The organism is Streptomyces sp. URMC 129, assembly GCF_051386415.1.
Classification (GTDB): domain Bacteria; phylum Actinomycetota; class Actinomycetes; order Streptomycetales; family Streptomycetaceae; genus Streptomyces.
Window position 1 is genome coordinate 1 of sequence record NZ_JBPQTQ010000014.1, and the last position, 17,564, is coordinate 17,564.

The 17,564-nt window shown below is 73.6% G+C and carries 15 protein-coding genes; 7 read left to right on the plus strand and 8 right to left on the minus strand.

The genetic code is table 11. From position 1 onward, the window contains the following. Together xseB and xseA are read right to left on the minus strand one after the other, a co-directional pair. Positions 1–199, minus strand: a 199-nt coding sequence (gene xseB / locus ACSNOC_RS04835) for an exodeoxyribonuclease VII small subunit (protein ID WP_436745969.1), incomplete at its 3' end; no start/stop codon positions are given. Next, positions 196–1,437, minus strand: coding sequence for an exodeoxyribonuclease VII large subunit (gene xseA / locus ACSNOC_RS04840; RefSeq protein WP_436745970.1), 1,242 nt, complete (start codon positions 1,435–1,437; stop codon positions 196–198). The genes xseA and xseB, both read right to left, overlap by 4 nt. A gap of 80 nt (positions 1,438–1,517) precedes the next feature. Here xseA and ACSNOC_RS04845 point away from each other — a divergent pair, with 80 nt between their 5' ends. Beyond that, positions 1,518–2,501 carry a 4-hydroxy-3-methylbut-2-enyl diphosphate reductase gene (locus ACSNOC_RS04845; protein WP_436745971.1) on the plus strand — a complete coding sequence of 328 codons (984 nt, stop codon included), beginning with the start codon at positions 1,518–1,520 and terminating at the stop codon, positions 2,499–2,501. Here ACSNOC_RS04845 and ACSNOC_RS04850 read toward each other — a convergent pair. After that, complete coding sequence (locus ACSNOC_RS04850) at positions 2,498–3,037, minus strand: DUF6542 domain-containing protein (RefSeq protein WP_436745972.1); 540 nt, start codon at positions 3,035–3,037, stop codon at positions 2,498–2,500. The genes ACSNOC_RS04845 and ACSNOC_RS04850 overlap by 4 nt on opposite strands. A gap of 152 nt (positions 3,038–3,189) precedes the next feature. Here ACSNOC_RS04850 and ychF point away from each other — a divergent pair, with 152 nt between their 5' ends. Continuing rightward, a complete protein-coding gene (gene ychF / locus ACSNOC_RS04855) occupies positions 3,190–4,278 on the plus strand; it encodes a redox-regulated ATPase YchF (protein WP_436745973.1) in 1,089 nt (362 codons plus the stop codon). A 1,094-nt stretch (positions 4,279–5,372) separates the two neighbouring features. Here ychF and ACSNOC_RS04860 read toward each other — a convergent pair. Genes ACSNOC_RS04860 through wecB form a run of 4 tightly spaced genes read right to left on the minus strand, consistent with a single transcriptional unit; the run spans position 5,373 to position 11,059 of the window. Next, positions 5,373–7,544: a glycosyltransferase family 1 protein gene (locus ACSNOC_RS04860; protein ID WP_436745974.1), complete on the minus strand. Its 2,172-nt coding sequence runs from the start codon at positions 7,542–7,544 to the stop codon at positions 5,373–5,375. Continuing rightward, positions 7,541–9,373 carry a hypothetical protein gene (locus ACSNOC_RS04865; RefSeq protein ID WP_436745975.1) on the minus strand — a complete coding sequence of 611 codons (1,833 nt, stop codon included), beginning with the start codon at positions 9,371–9,373 and terminating at the stop codon, positions 7,541–7,543. Before ACSNOC_RS04865 ends, ACSNOC_RS04860 begins: the two co-directional genes overlap by 4 nt. Next, complete coding sequence (locus ACSNOC_RS04870) at positions 9,373–9,975, minus strand: class I SAM-dependent methyltransferase (RefSeq protein WP_436745976.1); 603 nt, start codon at positions 9,973–9,975, stop codon at positions 9,373–9,375. The genes ACSNOC_RS04865 and ACSNOC_RS04870 overlap by 1 nt, the downstream gene beginning before the upstream one ends. Next, positions 9,968–11,059, minus strand: a complete 1,092-nt coding sequence (wecB, locus tag ACSNOC_RS04875) for a non-hydrolyzing UDP-N-acetylglucosamine 2-epimerase (protein WP_436745977.1) — start codon at positions 11,057–11,059, stop codon at positions 9,968–9,970. The genes ACSNOC_RS04870 and wecB overlap by 8 nt, the downstream gene beginning before the upstream one ends. A 202-nt stretch (positions 11,060–11,261) precedes the next feature. Here wecB and ACSNOC_RS04880 point away from each other — a divergent pair, with 202 nt between their 5' ends. From ACSNOC_RS04880 to ACSNOC_RS04895, 4 genes are all read left to right on the plus strand, one after another. After that, positions 11,262–12,824 (plus strand): glycosyltransferase family 4 protein, encoded by a 1,563-nt coding sequence (locus ACSNOC_RS04880; protein WP_436745978.1) that lies wholly within the window; start codon positions 11,262–11,264, stop codon positions 12,822–12,824. An 18-nt stretch (positions 12,825–12,842) separates the two neighbouring features. Beyond that, positions 12,843–14,099, plus strand: a complete 1,257-nt coding sequence (locus ACSNOC_RS04885; RefSeq protein ID WP_436745979.1) for a nucleotide sugar dehydrogenase — start codon at positions 12,843–12,845, stop codon at positions 14,097–14,099. Beyond that, on the plus strand, positions 14,099–15,235 hold the full coding sequence (locus ACSNOC_RS04890; RefSeq protein WP_436745980.1) for a glycosyltransferase: 1,137 nt from the start codon (positions 14,099–14,101) through the stop codon (positions 15,233–15,235). The genes ACSNOC_RS04885 and ACSNOC_RS04890 overlap by 1 nt, the downstream gene beginning before the upstream one ends. 175 nt (positions 15,236–15,410) lie before the next feature. Then, entirely contained in the window at positions 15,411–15,629 is a 219-nt protein-coding gene (locus ACSNOC_RS04895; RefSeq protein WP_436745981.1) for a hypothetical protein, read from the plus strand. Between the two features lie 6 nt (positions 15,630–15,635). On the opposite strand, the gene ACSNOC_RS04900 is transcribed toward ACSNOC_RS04895, so the two are convergent. After that, positions 15,636–16,574: a cation diffusion facilitator family transporter gene (locus ACSNOC_RS04900; RefSeq protein WP_436745982.1), complete on the minus strand. Its 939-nt coding sequence runs from the start codon at positions 16,572–16,574 to the stop codon at positions 15,636–15,638. A gap of 226 nt (positions 16,575–16,800) precedes the next feature. Between ACSNOC_RS04900 and ACSNOC_RS04905 the strand changes: the two genes are divergently transcribed. Next, positions 16,801–17,553, plus strand: a complete 753-nt coding sequence (locus ACSNOC_RS04905) for a GntR family transcriptional regulator (RefSeq protein WP_436745983.1) — start codon at positions 16,801–16,803, stop codon at positions 17,551–17,553. The last annotated feature ends 11 nt before the right edge of the window (positions 17,554–17,564 follow it).

Sequence of the window (17,564 nt, forward strand, 5' to 3'; positions counted from 1 at the left end):
CCAGCGCGCCGGCCAGGTGCGCGAGCCGGTCCCAGGGCGCGGTGCCCATGACCACGGGGGTCACGTCCGGCTCCCGCTCCCACAGCGCCAGCGACTCCTCCAGCGTCGCCGCGCCGGCCTCCAGCCTGCGCACCACGTCGATCAGCTCGTCCCTGGCCTGCTCGTAGCTGAGGGCGGTGCCCGCGTCCGCTTCGGTCATGGCCGCCACCCTATGCCCGCGCCCTCCGGCCGCCCGTCGACCGTCACCCGGAACGAGCCGTCCGCCACCCGGGCCCGCAGCGGCTCGCCCTCCGTCACCTCGTCCGCCGCCCGCACCGCCGAGCCGTCCGCCCGCTGCAGCACCGCGTACCCGCGCCGCAGCGTCGCCGCCGGGGACAGCGCGATCACCCGCGCCCGCGTGTGCTCCAGATCCGCGCACGCGCGGTCCAGCAGATGTCCCAGCGTGCGCCGGGAGCGCCCGAGCAGCGCCGCGATCTCCTCCGCGCGACCGTCCATCATCCGGTGCGGCTCGGCCAGCACCGGCCGGCTCCGGGTGGCGGCCAGCCCCCGCTCCTCCCGGTCCAGCCGGGCCTGGAGCACCCAGCGCGCCCGGTCCCGCAACTGCCGCACCCGGGCCAGCTCCTCGCCCACGTCGGGCACGACGCGCTTGGCCGCGTCCGTCGGCGTGGAGGCCCGCAGGTCGGCCACCAGGTCGAGCAGCGGCGCGTCCGGCTCGTGCCCGATGGCCGAGACCACCGGCGTGCGGCAGTCCGCGACCGCGCGCACCAGCCGCTCGTCGGAGAACGGCAGCAGGTCCTCCACGCTGCCGCCGCCCCTGGCCACCACGATCACGTCCACCGCGGGGTCGGCGTCGAGGTCCCGGACCGCCTCGATCACCTGCGGCACGGCGTGCACCCCCTGGACCGCCACGTTCCGCACGGCGAAGCGCACCGCGGGCCAGCGCAGCCGCGCGTTCTCCAGCACGTCGCGCTCGGCCGCCGAGGCACGGCCCGTCACCAGGCCCACGCAGCCGGGCAGGAACGGCAGTGGCCGCTTGCGCTCCGCCGCGAACAGCCCCTCCGCCGCCAGCGCCCGCTTCAGCCGCTCCAGCCGCAGCAGCAGCTCGCCCATCCCCACCGCGCGGATCTCCGTCGCCCGCAGCGACAGCTCACCGCGCGGCGCGTACCACTCCGGCTTGGCGAGCAGCACGACCCGGGCGCCCTCCGCTATCACGTCGGCCACCTTGTCGAAGACCCCGCGATAGCACGTCACCCGCACGGAGACGTCCTGCGACGGATCGCGCAGGGTCAGGAAGACCACCCCGAACCCGGGGCGGCGGGAGAGCTGGGTGATCTGGCCCTCCACCCACACCGCGCCGAGCCGGTCGATCCACCCCCCGATGAGCCGGGACACCTCGCCGACCGGGATCGGCGCCTCCGACGACGTCTGCACAGCCATGCCGCAACGCTAGCGCCGGGCACTGACAGCGCGGACGGCGCGGTCCGGCCGCCCCCGGCCGTCCCCGTACCATGGGGCCCATGGCTGAAGACCCCGGGCGCCGCCGCGTCCTGCTCGCCGCCCCCCGCGGTTACTGCGCGGGAGTCGACCGCGCCGTCATCGCCGTCGAGAAGGCGCTGGATCAGTACGGCCCGCCGATCTACGTCCGCCACGAGATCGTGCACAACAAGTACGTCGTGAGCACGCTGGAGAAGAAGGGCGCGATCTTCGTCGACGAGACGGCCGAGGTGCCCGAGGGCGAGATCGTGATCTTCTCCGCGCACGGCGTCTCGCCCGAGGTGCACCGCGAGGCCGAGCGCGGCCGGCTCGCGACCATCGACGCCACCTGCCCCCTGGTCACCAAGGTGCACAAGGAGGCCGTCCGCTTCGCCGAGGCCGACTACGACATCCTGCTCATCGGCCACGAGGGCCACGAGGAGGTCATCGGCACCAGCGGCGAGGCCCCGGACCACATCACCCTGGTCGACGGACCGGACGACGTGGCGAACGTCGAGGTCCGCGACCCGGAGAAGGTGGTCTGGCTCTCCCAGACGACGCTGTCGGTGGACGAGACGATGGAGACCGTCGCGGGCCTGAAGCGCCGCTTCCCGCTGCTGGTCGACCCGCCCAGCGACGACATCTGCTACGCCACGCAGAACCGGCAGACGGCGATCAAGCAGGTCGCCGCCGACGCGGACCTGGTGCTCGTGGTCGGCTCGAAGAACTCGTCGAACTCGGCCCGGATGGTCGAGGTGGCCCTCGGCGCGGGCGCCGGCGCCGCGTACCTGGTGGACAACGCGGACGAGATCGAGGAGACGTGGCTGGACGGCGTGACCACCGTCGGGGTCTCCTCGGGCGCCTCGGTCCCCGAGGTGCTGGTGGACGGCGTGCTGGCGTGGCTGGCCGGGCGCGGCTTCGGCGAGGTGGAGGTCGTGCAGCCGATGCGGGAGCACATCCAGTTCTCGCTGCCCAAGGAGCTGCGCCGGGACCTGCGCGCGGAGGCCGCCGCCAAGGCGCGCGGCTAGCCGGCCGGCGGGCTCTGGCGGACCGGCGGGCGCCGGCGCAGCCGGGCGCGCAGCAGGGCGTGCGCCTTGCGCAGCAGCACGATCACGGCGGCCGTCAGCGTTCCCGCGAACAACCAGGGGGCGCGCAGGGCCAGTTCGGTCACGGTGTCCACCGGCCCGGCCGTGGTGACCAGGCCGGCGGCGAACGCGATCGGCGCCGCGACCGGGGCGCAGATCAGGTCGGCGGGCCGCACCCACAGCGCGGCGGCGGCCGAGGTCAGGACGGACAGCACCCCGTAGAACGTGGCGGCGCCGCCGAGCAGGTCGCAGAACCAGGCGGCGGCCACCATGCCCACCGTGGTCAGCACGCCGCAGCCCAGCCCGGTCAGCCGGGGCCGCCGCGGCCCGCCCGGGCCGCGCGCGCCGGGCCCGGCCGCCGGGCGGCGGCGCGGGTGCCACCGGGCCGCCGCCCCGCCCGGTGACGGCCGGGGCACCCTCGTCCGCACCACGGCGGGCGGGCGCCGTGTGTGATGAGTCGTGTGCGTAGTGTGTTCCACGCCACCACGGTAAGCGTGGCCCGGCGGCGTCCACGGTGATGGACACGCGTGCGGGCCGTATGACTGTCCGCCCGGCCCGGCGGGGGCGCGTGGCGGCGCCCGTAGACTGGTGCCTCGGCCCCGTCCCGCTTTCTCGCTCAGGGAAGTCTCACGTGTCACTCACGATCGGAATCGTCGGCCTGCCGAATGTCGGCAAGTCGACTCTTTTCAACGCCCTGACCAAGAACGACGTGCTCGCCGCCAACTATCCGTTCGCCACCATCGAGCCCAACATCGGCGTCGTCGGCGTCCCCGACGCGCGCCTGGCGAAGCTGGCCGAGGTCTTCTCCTCCCAGCGGATCATCCCGGCGACGGTGGACTTCGTGGACATCGCGGGCATCGTGCGCGGCGCCAGCGAGGGCGAGGGCCTGGGCAACAAGTTCCTGGCCAACATCCGGGAGTCCGACGCGATCTGCCAGGTCATCCGGGCCTTCCGGGACGAGAACGTGGTGCACGTCGACGGCAAGGTCTCGCCCAAGAGCGACATCGAGACCATCGACACCGAGCTGATGCTGGCCGACCTGCAGACGATCGAGAAGGTGCTGCCCCGGCTCCAGAAGGAAGCCAGGATCAAGAAGGACAGGCAGCCGGTGGTCAAGGCCGTCGAGGAGGCCAAGGCCATCCTGGAGGAGGGCCGCACGCTCTTCTCGGCCGGCATCGCCCAGGGCACCGAGCGCGCCGAGCCGCTGCGCGAGCTGCACCTGCTGACCGTCAAGCCGTTCCTCTACGTGTTCAACGTGGACGAGGAGGAGCTGACGGACGAGGCGTTCAAGGCGGAACAGCGCGCCCTGGTCGCCCCCGCCGAGGCCATCTTCCTCAACGCCAAGCTGGAGGCGGACCTCGCCGAGCTGGACGAGGAGGAGGCGCTGGAGCTGCTCCAGACGGTCGGCCAGAACGAGCCGGGTCTGGCCACCCTGGCCCGCGTCGGCTTCGAGACCCTGGGCCTCCAGACCTACCTGACGGCGGGCCCGAAGGAGGCCCGCGCCTGGACGATCAAGAAGGGCGCGACCGCCCCCGAGGCGGCCGGGGTGATCCACACCGACTTCCAGAAGGGCTTCATCAAGGCCGAGGTGATCTCCTTCGAGGACCTGATCGAATCCGGCTCCGTCCCCGAGGCCCGCGCCCGCGGCAAGGCGCGGATGGAGGGCAAGGACTACGTGATGCGCGACGGCGACGTGGTGGAGTTCCGCTTCAACGTGTAGCTGCCCACTTGGCATCGAATCGCCGAGTTGGCAAACATGCAGGTCGGCAGAGGCCTGGCTCTTCCGGGTCAGGCCCCTTCAGCACACCCGTGCTGACTTGGTGCTGACCCGGAAGGGCCCCTGATCACCCGTGAAGTGCACCAAGGGGGAGGTCAACTCCACGCCGAGGGACAGCGGAGTCGTCGAGGAGCCGTGTATCCACTCGTGCCACCGGGCGGGGGGTTCCCGGTGAGTGGCGTGACGTCGATTCTCCTGAGCGATGAGGAGTTGGGACAGGACCCGCATCCGGAGCTGTGTTTCCGGCTGGCGCTGGACGGCATCACCCACGACCCGTCCGGTCGGAAGCCGCCGGAACGGCTGGAGCTTCGGATATCGGCCGCTCAGCTCAGGGGGTTGATCGCAGGGCCGCGCGGCGCAGACCGCTCAGGTCACCCAGGCTCGGCGGCGGGCGGACGTGACTGAGGAGGCCGGGCGGCGGTGGCTTGCCATGACGCCCGTGTCGACACGGGTGCCATCCGGCGTGTGGCAGCGGCCCTCCCCGGGTGCGAACCCCCTCCCGCGAGCCTTGCGTTCCTCCGGCGCGGCGCTGGCCGGAGCCGCCGCTCCCTGTCCGTCCGCTGGGTGAGAGGCGGATGAGTGCCTGAAGTTCCCTGCCGGTCCAGGGCCGCCGGCCCTCCAAGCCGGGCCGGCAGGGCGCCCCTGTCCTCCGTCTGCGTGACCGGGGAAGGGACGGGACGGCGGTCCGCGCAAGCCTGGGGGTGACGCGGATCGCGGGCTCCGGCCGTCGGGCGGGGACGGCCGGAGCCCAGCCAGGACCATGGGCCTCACCGGCAAGTACCCACCCCTGCCGCTGGTGGAGCCCCTTCCGCTCCGGGCGCCGCACGTCGGTCGGCCACCCGGAGCAGGCCCCGGTCACCGGCTTCCCGTAGTGCTGGTGGCCGGGGCCCCGAAAACCCCTGCGCGCCGGACGGGCGCAGGTCCCCGTTCGTTCTCGGCCCCCGGCCGGGAACAAGCGGCCATCACCGAAGGAATCAGGGGCGAAGTGGGGTGCCGCGAACCAGTAGGGCCGTGTGTGCGGCCGTCCGGGCGGTGGTTCACGGCAGGGGAGCGGCCAGCAGGTCGATCCACGCGGATCGGACCTTCTCCAGCGAGTAGTGGTCGCGGAGCTGCTCGCGGGCCACGGCCGCCTCCTTAGCCCAGCCGTCGGCCGCCAGGGCCGCGATGGCCTCCGCCATGGCGGCGGGGCTTTCGTGGATCCAGCGCCGGTCGTAGATCGTCTCGGCGCCCGGCCAGGGCAGCAGAGCGGGGACGGCCCCCGAGGCCATGCCCTCGGCCGGGGCGAGGTGGAAGCTCTCGTCGTCGCTGGTGGAGAGGACGAAGCCGATCCGGCGCAGCCAACTCGCCACGTCCGAGCCGAAGTCGTCGAAGACCACCGCCCCGTCCAGGAGTTCGTCGTTCTGGACGCGACGCAGGATCGGCTCGTAGTGGCCGCGCTCATCGGGCTTGTTCCAGATCCACCAGTAGTCCCACGGCATCTTTGACTTCACCGAGAGCTGCCAGCGCGGGTCCCGGGCGCGCAGCGCGGCCAGCACGTCGAAGCCGAGGTCGAGCCGCTTCCGGGCCGGCGCGATGCCGATCATGCCGAGGCGGAACCGGGCGTCGGGCGTCTTGGCCCGGTCGAGCTGGTCGGCGTCGACCCAGTTGGGGACGGTGATCAGCTTCTCCTCGGGCCAGCCGGTCCGTTCCCGGGTCAGGGCGGTGTAGTGCGGGCTGACGCAGATCACCCGGTCGACGGCGTCGATGTCGACCTGGGCGGGCCAGTCGGCATACAACTCGAAACGGTGCAGCCGCACCAGCAGCCGGCTGCCGCGCCGTTTGTGTCTGCTGTACCAGACGGCGGCCGGGCCGCACCACTCCACGACGACGACATCGGCCCAGTCGGCGAGTTCCAGGCTGACCGCCGTGGAGTGCCGGGAGAGGGCCGGCCATGCGTCGACCCTGACCTCCAGGCCCGGCAGCGCGCGGAACTCGTCGAGGAGCCGGGTGAAGAACTTCAGGTCGTGTCCGGCGACGGCCACCCGCAGCGGCCGTGACCGGCGCCCGACCGCGGCGGGCGGCTCGGGGAAGGCCTGGTCGAGGTAGCCCCGCAGCCGCACGGCGACCCGGTCCAGCGCGAACCGCGAGGCCGCGTCGCGGCATCGAGTGGCGGCCGTCCGGTAGTCCCCGGGGGACCGGACCGCACGGGCGACGGCCCCGGCGGCGTCGTCGAGGGTGCCGCGCCCGGGAACGAACAGCGGATAATCGGTGCCGAGCAGCGCCTCGTGCACGGGGGTGCGGTTGAGCACGACCGGCAGTCCGAGGGTGCCGAATTCGAGCACCTTGGTGGACAGTTCCAGACTGGCGTCCAGTTCCGGGTGGCGCCAGCCCAGGCCGATGTCGCAGCCGGCGGCGATCCGCATGGCCTCCTGGCGTGGCACGCCGCCGTGGTGCACGACACCGGGGAAGCCGTGCAGCGCCTGCTCCATCCGGATCCGGAAGTCCGGACGCAGCCGGTCGTCGTGGATCTTGTCGCCGACGGTGTGCAGCTCGGCCGTCAGGCCCCGCCCGGCGAGCGCACGCGGCAGCCCGGTCATCTCCAGCGTGTTCCAGCGGGGCGCGAACTTCCCCATGTAGACCAGGCGCACCGGATCACCGGCCGCGTCGCGCGCGGCCGGCTCGACGTCGGGGGCCGGTACGTTCGGCGGATAGAGCAGGCACTTGCCGCACGCCGACGGCACCCAGGTCTCGATGAAGCAGCGCATCTCCTCGGTCTGGCACAGCAGGTGGCGGGAGGCGTCCGCGATGCGGCCGAGATCCGCGGCGGCCTCCTCGGTCATCTCGGCGGCCGACTGCGGGATGTCCGTGAGGTAGGCCCAGATCCGTCCGTCGAACCGGCCGTCCGTGACCACCTGCGCCACCAGCTTCCGGCCGCGCAGCAGCAGCAGGTCGCAGGACTCGTCCTCGTCCAGCCGGGTCAGCAGGTGCGATGCCTGGACGGGGGACAGCGGCTCGCGCGCGCTGTCGGGCCGGCGGACGACGGTCACCCCGGGCAGTTCCAGCAGCGGGTCCACCAGCCGCCCGGTGCGCACCGGGGCCTTCAGCACCAGCCGGACATCGCAGCCGGCCATCGTCAGGGCCTGGACCATCGACTGGGCCCAGATCGCGGAGCCGTCGATGAGGTTGAGGTCGACATCGCCGTAGACCAGTGCCTGGATCGTGCGGGTCATGGAGTCTCACCTCGCGGAATGGCGAAAAGCCGCTGCCCGCGCCGGGCCCATTCGCCGGGCGGGACGCCGGAGTTCATGAGGGACCTCCGGACCAGGGCGGGTTCGAGGGCGGGGACGAAGGCGTAGCCGTCGGTACCGGGGCCGGCGAAGCCCACGGCGTCGGCGCCGGAACACTCCTGGCCGCACATCAGGTCCAGCAGATGCGTGGCGGGCCGGTCCGCGGACAGGTCGGCCCAGTCCGCCACCCAGGGTGTGGTGGGCCCCTCGTCGACGGTGCGTACGGTCACCCCGCTGGCGGTGAGCTCGGCCAGCTCACGCCCGGGCACGGGGACCACCACCTCGGCCGGCCGGTGGAGCTGTGCCAGCACTTGCCTGACGAGCACCCGCACCTCGGGCATGCCGCGGGGACGGGCCAGCACGGCGACCCGCCGCGCGTCCAGGGGGTCCGCCGCGTCCGTGAGCCCTGCCGCCCCGGCCAGGGCCGCCAGCCGGACCCGGGTGGCGCGCGAGACGAAGATCCGCCGCAGCTCCTCGCTGCCCAGGGCCCCCGGATCGAGTCGCGCCGGCTGCACCCCGGCGTCGGCCTCCAGGACGGCGTCCCAGGGGAAACGGGTCAGGCCCGGTGCGGCCGAGATCTCGGCGTCCAGCCACAGCACCGACGGCCGCCCCAGCGCCCGTGCCGCCGCCAGCACCTGGGCCAGGCGCCGGTCCAGGTCGGGCGCCGTGCCGGTGCCGGTGTGGGCCCACGGCCCCTCGGCGCAGGCGGTGAGCTGGACCACCAGCACATCCGGGTCGGTGCGTTCGACCATCAGCCGTCCGTCGTGCGGCAGCGGCCGGTTGACGACCGCGTCCACCGCGAGATCGGCCGCCGTCCCGGGGCGCAGCACGCCCGCGATCACCAACCGGTCGCGCGGGCCCACCGCGACCGCGCGATGGGCCAGATGGAGGCCGGCGTCGTGGCCGTCGACGGCGGCGTAGCGCCGGTCCGTTCCGGTCACCGGGGCCGTCCCGCTCGCCGCCCCGCGGCGCCGGCCGCGCCACAGCCCGTACAGGTCGCGCGGCAGCCGGGCGGCGCCGCGCACCGGATCGCGCGCGGCGGCGACCAGCGCCTGACCGACCCGCAGCGATGCCGAACCCTGGAGCATCTCCACCCTGGCCTCCAGGACGCCGAGCCGCTTCCGTGCCTGGCTCAGCGCCGCCGCCAGCCGGTCCCGCTCCCGCACGGTCTCCGCGAGCCGGGTCTGCTGGTCGCGCGCCGCCTCCAGGGTCTGCGCGTCGGCCTCCCGGGCGGCCTCCAGGTCCAGCAGCCGCACCCGCAGCGCGCGCGAGACGAAGTCCGCCAGGACGTACTCGTCCGACATCCGCAGGGCGTTCGCCGCCGTGCCGTCCGGCAGGGGGCTTCCCGAGGCGTCGTCGTACGGCGGAAGGAGTTCCCGGGCGTGGGCGAGGACCGCGCCGCCGTGCAGATGCAGATAGTCCAGGGAGGTGGCCCGCAGGACCTGGCAGCGGTTGCGCACCAGGTCGTCCAGCAGCCGGTGGTAGGGCAGTTCGGCGCTCCGGTAGCCGAACACGAGCAGGCCGCGCCCGCCGGGCCGCATCCGCCCGAGCAGGCGGCGGCAGTCCTCGGGATCGCCGTGCAGTCCGGGCTCCGGCCCGTAGCTGAGCAGCATCAGGGTGCCGTTCCCGATGGGCGACTCACCGTCGTCCGGCCGCAGCTTGACGCCGTCCGGCAGGTGCAGATAGGGCTTGATGTCGAGGCCGCCGCCGGTGGCGTCCAGGACCGTCGTCACACCGTCCAGGTGCGGTAGGAGCAGGTTCATGAGGCGCATCAGCGGATCCTCGCGAAGACATGGAAGCCGGCCCGGTCCCCCTGGAAACCGTAGGGCGCGAAGCCGTCGTACCGCATGCCGAGCGGTTCCAGGACGGCCCGGTACGTGGCCGTGGGACGGCGCGGGGCGTCGTCGTCGCGCGGTACCGGCGCGGGCACGTCCTCGTCGGTGACGACGAGGGTGCCGGTGAGCCGCACCAGCGAGGCGAGGCGGGTCAGCGCGGTCTCCCAGGCCGCCCCGCCGGGGACCCGGGGGAGGACGTCCAGGCACAGCACGGCGTCGTAGAGCCAGGGGCTGTGCCACTCGGCCAGGTCGGCGACGGCGTAACGCGGGCCGCCGCCCTCGGCACGGCACCGGTCGACGGCCTCCGGATCGGAGTCGAAGGCGTCCACCCGGTGCCCGCAGCGGGCCAGCGCCCGCGCGAGACGGCCGTCGCCGCAGCCTGCGTCGAGCAGGAACAGCGGTTCACCGGCGGCGGGCCGGTCACCGATGATCCGCAGCAGGGCGGCCAGCCGCAGCGCGTGGAGCATCTCCCTGCCTCCCTCGTCGTCGGGCTCGACGACCAGGGGTGCGGGGGTGCGGGACGCGGTGTGGTCAGCCATGGCGCTCCAGCCAGCGGGTGATGACCCGCGCGATCCGGGCCCCGGACCGGCCGTCCCACAGTGGCGGCCCCTCGGCGGTCCGGGCGGCGGTCCCGTCGTCCAGTGCCTGGCGCAGCGCGGGCCCCAGGGTCTCGGCGGAGACAAGGCGATTGGTGCCGTGGGTGACCGTCACGGGCCGCTCGGTGTTCGGACGCAGCGTCAGACAGGGCACGCCCAGCACGGTGGTCTCCTCCTGGACCCCGCCCGAGTCCGTGATCACCGCCGCCGCGCCGCGCAGCAGCCCCATGAACTCCACATAGCCCAGCGGATCCAGGATCCGCACCCCCGCCACATCGCTCAGCCCGGCCGCTTCCAGGGCCGCCCGCCCCCGGGGATGGAGCGGGATCGCCAGCTCCACCTGCCCGGCCGCCTCGCGCAGCGCCCGCACCGCCGTCGCGGCCGACGCGGGTGTGTCCACATTGGCGGGCCGGTGCAGCGTCACGACGGCATAGCGCTCCGGGAGCCCGTGGGCCGTCCGGACGGCCCGCGCGTCGAACCGGGGCAGATGCTTCATCAGGGTGTCGATCATCGGGTTCCCCACGAAGTGGACGCGGTCGGGGTCCACGCCCTCGTTCGCCAGATGGCCGATGGCCTCCGGACTGGTGACGAAGAGCAGATCCGCCAGTTGGTCGGTGACCCGCCGGTTGACCTCCTCCGGCATCGCCATGTCGAAGCTGCGCAGGCCCGCCTCGACGTGCGCGACGGGCAGCCCCAGCTTGGCGGCCACCAGCGCGGCGGCCAGCGTCGAGTTCACGTCCCCGTAGGCCACGACCAGGGCGGGGGCGCGGGCGGGCAGCTCCTTCTCCAGGGCCGTCAGCAGCGCCGCGGTCTGCTGGGCGTGGCTGCCCGAACCGACGCCCAGGTCCACGTCGGGTCGGGGCAGTCCGAGCTCGCGGAAGAAGACGTGCGACATGCGTTCGTCGTAGTGCTGCCCGGTGTGCACCACCGACTGCGGTCGCCCCTCCGCGATCAGCGCGGCCACCACGGGAGCGGCCTTGACGAAGTTGGGCCGGGCCCCGACCACATGGACGACAGGTCCAAGCACTGTGCCTCCCTTCCCGCCGCCCGCGTGCCCGCCCGGCCGGGGCGGGCTCCGCGGGGGCTCCGGGATACCGGGCGCGCCGTCCGGTGGGGCGCGACAAGCGCCGGGTTAGCGTGAAGAGGTGCGCCGTCGTACCGCTCCCGCGTTGATTCTGGGCGCCTCCGTGGCATGGCGCCATGTACGAGACGATCCCGCACGAGCGGGCATGCTCGCACTCCGGATGACCCCCGAACGGGTGAAAGCGCCCGCGTTCCGCCTGGTCGGCGCGGCTTTCCCCCGGGCGGTGCTGCCGCGGGTCATCCGGCTGTGGGACGCCGGGCACCAGCGCCGCGCGCTGATGCTGGCCGACTGCGTACAGGGCCCGCCGGGCGCGCTGCGGCGGCTGGCCGTGTGGGCCGCCGCCGTGGACCGGCCGGCGACCGCGGCACGGGCGCTGGCCAGGCTGCCCGAGGACGACCGGCGCCGGGAACGCCTGCTCGCGGCCCTCTCCGGGCGGTCGGCCGACCAAGGCCCGGCGGCCGTCCCCGCCCCGGCCGCCCGCGCGGTCCGCCCGGTGCCGGGCCGGGTGCTGCACCTGGTGACCAACTCCCCGCCGTACCGGAACGCCGGATACACGGTCCGCACCCAGGGCATCGTCCGGGCCCAGCGCGCCGCCGGACTCGACCCGCACGTCGTGACCCGCCTCGGGTTCCCCGTGGCCCAGGGCAGGTGGGACGGCCGCCGGACGCACGACGTGGACGGCGTGCTCCACCACCGGCTGCTGCCCGGGTGGATGCCCGCGACCCCGGCCGCGGTGCTCGCCCGCAACGCGGAGCTGGCGGCGCGTCTCGTCGAACGGATCCGCCCCGCGGTGCTGCACGCCGCCACCGATCACCCGAACGGCCGAGTGGCCCTGGCCCTTCGTGAATCCTTCGGCATCCCGGTCGTCTACGAGGTGCGCGGCTTCCTGGAGGAGACCTGGCTGACCCAGGCCCCGGGGCGGACATCCGGCTCTCCCGCCTACCGCGCGAGCCGGGCGCTGGAGACCCACTGCATGCGCGCGGCGGATCTGGTCATCACCCTCGGCGAGGTCATGAAGGAGGAGATCATCGCCCGGGGTGTCCCGGCGGAGAAGGTCCACGTCGTGCCCAACGCCGTTGACGACGTCTTTCTTCAACCGCTGCCCGACGCCGAGGAGTTGCGCGCCCGACTCGGGATCGCGCCGGACGAGCCGGTGGTCGGCACGGTCTCCACCCTGACGCCGCACGAGGGCCTCGGCACCCTGCTGGACGCGGCGGCCGAGCTGCGCCATCGCGGGCTCCCCGTCCGGTTGTTGATCGCCGGCGACGGACCGCAGCGCCCCGCCCTCGCGTGCCGGGCGGCCGACCTCGGGCTGGACGGCGCGGTGATCTTCACCGGTCGGGTGCCCTTCGGTGAAGTGCGCGCGCATCACGCGCTGCTGGACGTCTTCGCGGTGCCCCGCACGAACGCGCGGGTGTGCCGTCTGGTCACGCCGCTCAAGCCGGTGGAGGCGATGGCGAGCGGCCTCCCCGTCGTGGCCAGCGATGTCCCGGCACTCGCCGAACTGGTGGCGGAGGGGGTGACCGGACACCTCGTCCCGCCCGGCGATCCGTCCGCCTGGGCCGACACCCTGCAGGCGCTGCTCGGCGACCCCGGTGCGCGGCGGACCCTCGGGAACGCCGCGCGGGCACATGTCGCCCGGGACCGCACCTGGGCCCACGCCGCCGAGCGAACCCGGGAGATCTACCGGACCCTGGGAGCCGTGTGACAGGAAAGGTGGCGCGGCATGACGGTAGATCTCGCGGTCATAGGACTCGGTTATGTGGGCCTGCCGCTCGCACGGGAAGCGACGCGAGTGGGCATGAGCGTGGTGGGACACGATCTGGACTCCCGCATCGTGGACGGGCTCAACGCCGGACGTTCGCACGTCGACGACGTCTCCGACGAGGACGTCCGGCACATGCGGGACGCGGGCTTCGTGGCGAGCGCCGCCGAGGAATGCCTCGCCGCCGCCCAGACCATCGTGATCTGTGTACCGACCCCGCTGTCCCAGGACGGCTGGCCGGACCTGACGGCGGTCACCGGGGCCGCCGAGGCCATCTCCCGGCATCTGGGGCCCGGCGCCCTCGTCGTCCTGGAGTCCACGACCTACCCGGGAACGACCGAAGAGGTGGTCCGGCCGATCCTGGAGAGATCCGGCCTGCGGGCCGGCCACGACTTCGCGCTGGCCTTCTCACCGGAACGCATCGACCCCGGCAACACGGAGCACGGCCTGCACGACACCCCCAAGATCGTCGGTGGATACACCCTGGAGTGCGCGGCCCAGGCGTCCGGCTTCTACGGCAAGTTCATCGACACCGTCGTCCGGGCGAAGGGCACCCGTGAGGCCGAGATGGCGAAGCTGCTGGAGAACACCTACCGGCACGTCAACATCGCCCTGGTCAATGAGCTCGCCATCCTGTCCAGGGAACTGGGCATCGACGTCTGGGACGCCATCGCCTGTGCCGCCACCAAGCCCTTCGGCTTCGCGGCCTTCCGCCCCAGCGCGGGTGTCGGCGGCCACTGCATCCCCATCGACCCCCACTACCTGTCGTACAAGGCTCGGACGCTCGGTCACGAGTTCCGCTTCATCGAGCTGGCCCGGGAGATCAACAACCGGATGCCGGACTATGTGGTGCGCCGTGCCCAGGACATGCTCAACGAGGCGGCCAAGCCGATGCGGGGCTCCCGGGTGCTGCTGCTGGGCGTCACCTACAAGCCGGACATCGCCGACGGACGCGAGTCCCCGGCCGTTCCGGTGGCCCGGCTGCTGAGCCGGCTCGGCGTCGACGTCTCGTACCACGATCCGCACATTCCGGCCTGGGAGGTCGACGGCCGGACGGTGCCGCTCGTCACGGACCTGCCCACCGCGCTGCGCGAGCACGACCTGACGATCCTGCTCCAGAACCACAGCGTGTACGACCTGCGGGCGGTCGCCGACACCGCCCGTCTGCTGTTCGACACCTGTGGGCGTCTCTCCCGGCCCGATGTCGAGGTGCTCTGATGCACGTACTCGTGGCCACTGTCGTCCACCACCCGGAGGACGCCCGCATCCTGCACCGGCAGATCGCGGCGCTCCTCGAACACGGCCACACCGTCACCTACGCCGCGCCCTTCGCGGCCTGCGGGGTCCAGCCGCGTCCGGGGTACGAGCCCGTGGACCTGCCCAGGGCCACCGGATCCGACCGGCGCCCGGCGCTGCGCGCGGCCCGCCGACTGCTCACCGAGCGCGGCACCGCGGCGGATGTCCTCCTCCTGCACGACCCCGAACTCCTCCTCGCCCTGCCCGGAGCGGCGCGCCACTGGCGCCGGCAGGGCACGGCCGCGCCCGCCGTCGTCTGGGACGTCCACGAGGACACCGCGGTCGCCCTCGGCATGAAGAACTGGCTGCCGTCTCCCCTGCGGCCCCCCTTGCGCCTCGCCGTACGGGCGGCGGAGCGAGCCGCCGAGCGTCGCATCCACCTGCTGCTCGCCGAGGACGCCTACCAGCAGCGTTTCCGCTTCCCCCATCCCGTCGTCCCCAATCTCGTCCACGTTCCCGAAGGACCGCCGCCCCCGCCCGGCGACGACCGGGTCGTCTACCTCGGCCACCTCTCCCGGGCCCGTGGCGGCGAGGACCTCATCGAGCTGGGCCGCCTCCTGGCCCCCGGGGTCCGGGTCGAGGTGATCGGCGCCGCCGACGCCGACCTGCGCGCGCGGCTGGCCGCCGCCGACCGCGACGGCGTGCTGCGCTGGCACGGCTTTCTGCCCCACGACGAGGCGCTGCCCCTGCTCCGCGGCGCGCTCGCCGGGCTCTCCCTCCTCCATGACCAGCCCAACTACCGCCACTCCCGGCCCACCAAGGTGGTGGAGTACATGGCCTACGGGGTCCCGGTCGTCACCACGCCGAATCCCCTCGCCGCCGATCTGGTGCGGACCCACGGCTGCGGCCTGCTGGTGCCCTACCGCGCCCCCGGCGCGGTAGCCGACGCCATCCGCGCACTCCGGGACGGCCCCGGTCTGCGCCACGCCATGGGCGCCCGGGGCCACGCCGCCGCCAGGAAGCACCTCCACTGGCCGGACGCCGCCCCGCGTTTCGTGCGGTACCTGGAGGACTGGGCGACCCCGCTCCGACCGGCCAGCTGTTCCCCGGCGGGATGAGCTTGCCGAGGTTCGGACCGATCCCGAAAGGCACCGGGCGCCGAAGCGCGCCCCGGAAGATGCCGGACGGGCCCACCGGTGCCTACGTGCCGGCCCCGGCTTCGTCCCCGGCACCGGCCTCACCGGCCACGCGGGCCCCGTCACCCGGTTCGCGGTGCGCCGCGTCCTGCCGGTGATGACCCGCACGCCGTTCGCCACCGGCCGTCGTGCCGCCGGGAGCCACCTCGCCGACTCCGTCCTCGGCGCGACCAGGGCACCGACCGGGTCCTACGTCGACCGCGGCGGTGTGTCCCGGTCGTCCCCGGAGTCCTGCGACCCGCTGCGCGAGGGCGAGTTGTGGGACGCCGCCGAACGGTTCACCGCCGCGTTCGCCGCCTGGACCCCCGGTGCGTGACCGGGCTCAGTCCGTGGTGGTGGCCGCGGCGGGCTGCTCGCGGTAGATGTCGGGCTCCAGGTAGATCACGCGGGCGATCGGCTCGGCCGTGCGGATGCGGGTTTCGGCCTCGTCGATCGTCCGGGCGATCGTGGCCGCGTCGTCGTCGTGGCGGACCGCGATCTTGGCGGCGACCAGGAGTTCGTCCGGGCCGAGGTGCAGCGTCCGCATGTGGATGATCCGGGTGACCCGGTCCCCGTCCACCATCGCCGCGCGGATCCGCGCCACCGACTCCTTGCTGCCGGCCTCGCCCAGCAGCAGCGACTTGGTCTCGGCCGCCAGGACGACGGCGATCGCCACCAGCAGCACGCCGATGCACAGGGTGCCGATGCCGTCCCACACGCCGTCGCCGGTGGCCAGCGCCATCAGCACGCCGCCGAGGGCCAGGAACAGGCCGACGAGCGCGCCGAGGTCCTCCAGCAGCACCACGGGCAGCTCGGGGGCCTTGGCCGTCCGCACGAACTGGAGCCAGGACTGCCCGCCGCGCACCTCGTTGGACTCCTTGATGGCGGTGCGGAAGGAGAACGTCTCGGCGATGATCGCGAAGACGAGGACGCCGACCGGCCAGTACCAGTGCTCCAGCTCGTGCGGGTGACGGATCTTCTCCGCGCCCTCGTACAGCGCGAAGACGCCGCCGACCGTGAAGAGGACGATGGAGACGAGGAACGCGTAGATGTAGCGCTCCCGGCCGTAGCCGAAGGGGTGCTCCTCGCTCGCCGCGCGCTTGGCCCGCTTGCCGCCGAGCAGGAGCAGCGCCTGGTTCCCGGAGTCGGCCACCGAGTGCACGCCCTCGGCGAGCATCGAGGACGAGCCGCTGAACGCCGCCGCCGTGAACTTGCTCACCGCGATCGCGAGGTTGGCGCACAGCGCCGCGACGATCGCCTTGGTTCCGCCTGACGCGCTCATGGTCGTTCGGGTTCCTTCCGTCGCTTTCGCCGGCCGCTCCGGCCGCACATTCTGTCAGGCCCTGGCCCGTGCGGACGCCTTCCCCGGTTCCCGGAAAGCGGTCATCACATCGGGTGAAACTCTGGCCGTTCCTTGCGGTTGGCAACCCTCTGTTGCCAAGCTGTTGCCGATTGTCAACACGCGCCGCGCCCCGGGTGACCGGGGAGGCACCCCGAGGGAGGGGACCGTGCCGTTCGGTGAGCAGCCCGCGTATCTACGAGTCGCGGAAGACCTTCGACAGCAGATCGCCGACGGCACCCTGCCGCCGCACACCAGGCTCCCCTCGCAGGCCACCATCCGCGCCAGGTACGGCGTCTCGGACACCGTCGCCCTGGAGGCGCGCAAGGTGCTGATGGCGGAGGGACTGGTCGAGGGCCGGTCCGGCTCGGGCACGTATGTCCGCGAGCGGCCCGTGCAGCGGACGATCTCCCGCAGTGGATACCGGACGCTGGGGGAGTGTTCGCCCTTCCGGCAGGAGCAGGCCGACGAGCGGGTGCGGGGGACGTGGGAGGGGCACAGCGAGCGGCAGGAGGCCACGGCGGCCGTCGCCGAGCGGCTGCGGATCGACCCGGCGGAGCCGGTGATGTGCACGCGGTACGTGTTCCGCGTCTCCGGCGAGCCCGCCATGCTCTCCACCTCCTGGGAGCCGCTGCGGCTGACCGGCCGCACGCCCGTGATGCTGCCCGAGCAGGGCCCGCTCGCCGGGCGCGGGGTCGTGGAGCGGATGGCGGCCATCGACGTCGTCGTGGACAACATGACGGAGGAGGTCGGCGCGCGCCCCGCGCTGGCGGCCGAGGCGCGGGTGCTGGGCGGCCTCGCGGGCCATCCGGTGCTGGTCGTCACCCGCACGTTCCGTGCCGGGGGCGTGCCGGTGGAGACGGCCGACGTGGTGGTCCCGGCCGACCGCTTCCGTCTCGCGTACCACCTGCCGGTGCGCTGAGGCCGTCGTGC